This window comes from uncultured Actinomyces sp., from assembly GCF_963526355.1.
Taxonomy (GTDB): Bacteria; Actinomycetota; Actinomycetes; order Actinomycetales; family Actinomycetaceae; genus Actinomyces.
The window spans coordinates 1-2,934 of the sequence record NZ_CAUROW010000170.1 but is presented as its reverse complement, the minus strand read 5'-3'; the positions used below and the strand labels follow the sequence as shown (position 1 = coordinate 2,934).

The 2,934-nt window shown below is 70.9% G+C and carries 2 protein-coding genes; both read right to left on the bottom strand.

Annotated elements, in window-relative coordinates; all coding sequences use genetic code 11:
• A partial coding sequence (locus tag RWR81_RS13315; RefSeq protein ID WP_314458190.1) for a 2Fe-2S iron-sulfur cluster-binding protein occupies positions 1-1,815 on the bottom strand: 1,815 nt, incomplete at its 3' end.
• Between the two features lie 3 nt (positions 1,816-1,818).
• Positions 1,819-2,934, bottom strand: a 1,116-nt coding sequence (gene nuoF, locus RWR81_RS13310; protein WP_314458189.1) for an NADH-quinone oxidoreductase subunit NuoF, incomplete at its 5' end; no start/stop codon positions are given.

Here is a 2,934-nt window from a genome sequence, read left to right as displayed (position 1 = left end):
GGCCAGGTGGGCGCCGGTGGCGGTGGCCAGGGCGTCGGCAACGCTGAGCAGGCCGGGAACGCGGGCGGCGCGCTCGCCGACGAGGATGGTGGCGCCCTCGGCCCGCAGGGCCTCGACGAGATCGGGGTGGGTCTGGCTGAGGTGGGCGACGACGCGGGCCTCCTCACCGGGCGGGGTGAGGATGGCCTGGGCGGAGAGCTTGCGGCTGCCGGCGCTCAGGCAGGTGGTCACGGTGGTCACCTTGACGCCGCCGGCGCGCACGCCCTTGCGCAGGCGCAGGAACAGTGAGCCGCACTCGTCCTCGGGCTCCAGGCCCAGGAGCAGGACCTGGCCGGCCGTCTCCAGGTGGCGGTAGGTGACGGCACCCAGGCCGGTTCCGGCCACTCGGGCGGCCAGGAAGGTGTCCTCCTCCAGGCTGTGGGTGCGCACGCGCTGGTCGATGTCGTTGGTGCCCAGGACGGTACGGGCGAAACGGGACCAGGCCCAGGCGTCCTCCAGGGTGAGACGGCCGCCGGGCAGGAGCCCCACTCCCCCGTCGGAGGCGGCGCGGGCCAGTCCCTGGGCTGCGACGTCCAGGGCGTCGGACCAGGAGGTGGTGACGAGCTCGCCGGTCTCCTCATCGCGCACGAGCGGCACGGTGAGGCGGTCGGGCTGGGAGGACCAGGTGAAGGCGAAGCGGTCCTTGTCGGTGATCCACTCCTCGTTGACCTCGGGGTCGTTGCCGGCCAGGCGGCGCAGGACGACGCCGCGGCGCATGTCGACGCGGATGGCCGAGCCGGAGGCGTCGTGCTCGGTGACGGAGTCGGTGGAGACCAGGTCCATCGGGCGGGCCCGGAAGCGGTACCTCGCGGAGGTCAGGGCGCCCACGGGGCAGATCTGGATGATGTTGCCCGAGAAGTAGGAGGCGAAGGGGCGCCCAGAGGCGTCCAGGTCCTCGCGTCCGGCGCCCAGGTCGGGGCCGTAGTCGGTGCCGTCGGAGGCGCCGGGCTCGCCGCCGGGGCCGGTCAGATCACCCAGGGCGCTCAGGGACGGCACCCCGCGGATCGTCTGGAGGTCGGCGTCGATGGACTGCTCGGCCGAACCGGTGGAGAAGTCCAGGACGCGGGCGTCGAAGCGCCCGATCTGCTCGGAGTACAGGCCCCCTGTGTGCTCGGGGTCGCCATCCATGTCGTAGGAGGGGTGGCCGCCGCCGCGTCCCTGGAGAGCGATGAAGGGGTCGCCGGGGATCTGATCGGCGAAGCGCACGCAGCGCTGACACAGGATGCAGCGGTCGCGGTCCAGCAGGATGTTGCTGGTCAGCCGCAGCGGTTTGGGGAAGGTGCGCTTGACGTCGGTGAAGCGAGTGGCCGACTGGGCACCGGAAGCCATGAGCTCGAGGGCCTGGTTCTGCAGGGGGCACTCACCGCCCTTGTCGCACACGGGACAGTCCAGCGGGTGGTTGATGAGGAGGAACTCCATGGTGCCGGCCTGGGCCTTGGCGGCGACCTCGCTAGTGGCCTGAGTGGAGATCTCCATGCCATCCATGGCGGTCATGGCGCAGGAGGGCTGGGGCTTGGGCATGGGCCGTACGACGCCGTCGCGTCCGGGCATGGCCACCTCCACCAGGCACTGGCGGCAGTTGGCCGACGGCGCGAGCAGCGGGTGGTCGCAGAAGCGCGGGATGCGCACGCCGACCTGCTCGGCGGCACGGATGAGGAGCGTCCCCTTGGCCACCTCGACGGGAAGCCCGTCGATGGTCATATGGACCATCTCCGGTGCCGGCGGCTTGGCCGGCTCAGTCGGGGCGGAGCTCTTGGTGGTCGTCTCAGCAGTCATGGCTCACCGTGCGCTTTCGAAGACGGAGGAGGCGGCATAGGGGAAGAACTCGCCGGCGGCGGTGGTGTAACCGGCCTCGAACTCCTCACGGAACCGCTTGATGCCGGTCAAGACCGGGGTGGCGGAGGCGTCGCCCAGGGCGCAGAACGAGCGCCCGGCGATGTTGGAGGCGATGGACTCGAGCTTCTCGACGTCGCCGGGAAGTCCGCGCCCGGCCTCCAGACGCAGCATGATCTGGCGCATCCAGTAGGTCCCCTCGCGGCAGGGGGTGCACTTGCCGCAGGACTCGTGCTGGTAGAACTCGGTCCAGCGGGTGACCACGCGCACCACGGAGACGGTCTCATCGAAGACCTGCAGGGCGCGGGTTCCCAGCATGGATCCGGCCTCGGCGACGGACTCGTAGTCGAGGGGGACATCGAGCTCGTCGGGGCCGAAGATCGGCGTCGAGGAGCCTCCCGGGACCCAAAACTTCAGCTCGTGGCCGGGGCGGATCCCGCCGGAGAGCTCAATGAGCTCGCGCATGGTGATACCGAAGGGGGCCTCGTACTGGCCGGGACTGACCACGTGCCCGGAGACGGAGAAGATGCCGTGGCCCTTGGACTTCTCGGTGCCCATGGTGGAGTACCACTGGGCACCGCGGGACAGGATCGCAGGGACCGAGGCGATGGTCTCGACGTTGTTGACCACCGTGGGCCGGGCGTAGAGGCCGGCGACGGCGGGGAAGGGAGGCTTGAGACGGGGATGGCCGCGGCGGCCCTCCAGGGAGTCCAGCAGAGCGGTCTCCTCACCGCAGATGTAGGCGCCTGCCCCCGCATGGGCGGTGATGCGCAGGCGCTGCTGGCCGTCCAGGCCGAAGCCGGTGTCCAGCAGTCCGGATTCGGTGGCCTCGCGCACGGCGCCGAGCAGGCGGCGGTAGACGTGGGGGACCTCGCCGCGCAGGTAGACGAAGGCGTGGTCTCCGCCGATGGCGCGCGAGGTGATGGCGATGCCCTCGATGAGCGCCTGCGGGTTGGACATGATCGTGGGGATGTCCTTGCAGGTGCCGGGCTCGGACTCGTCGGCGTTGACCACGAGGTAGCGCGGGCCACCGTCGACCGGGGGCAGGAAGGACCACTTCAG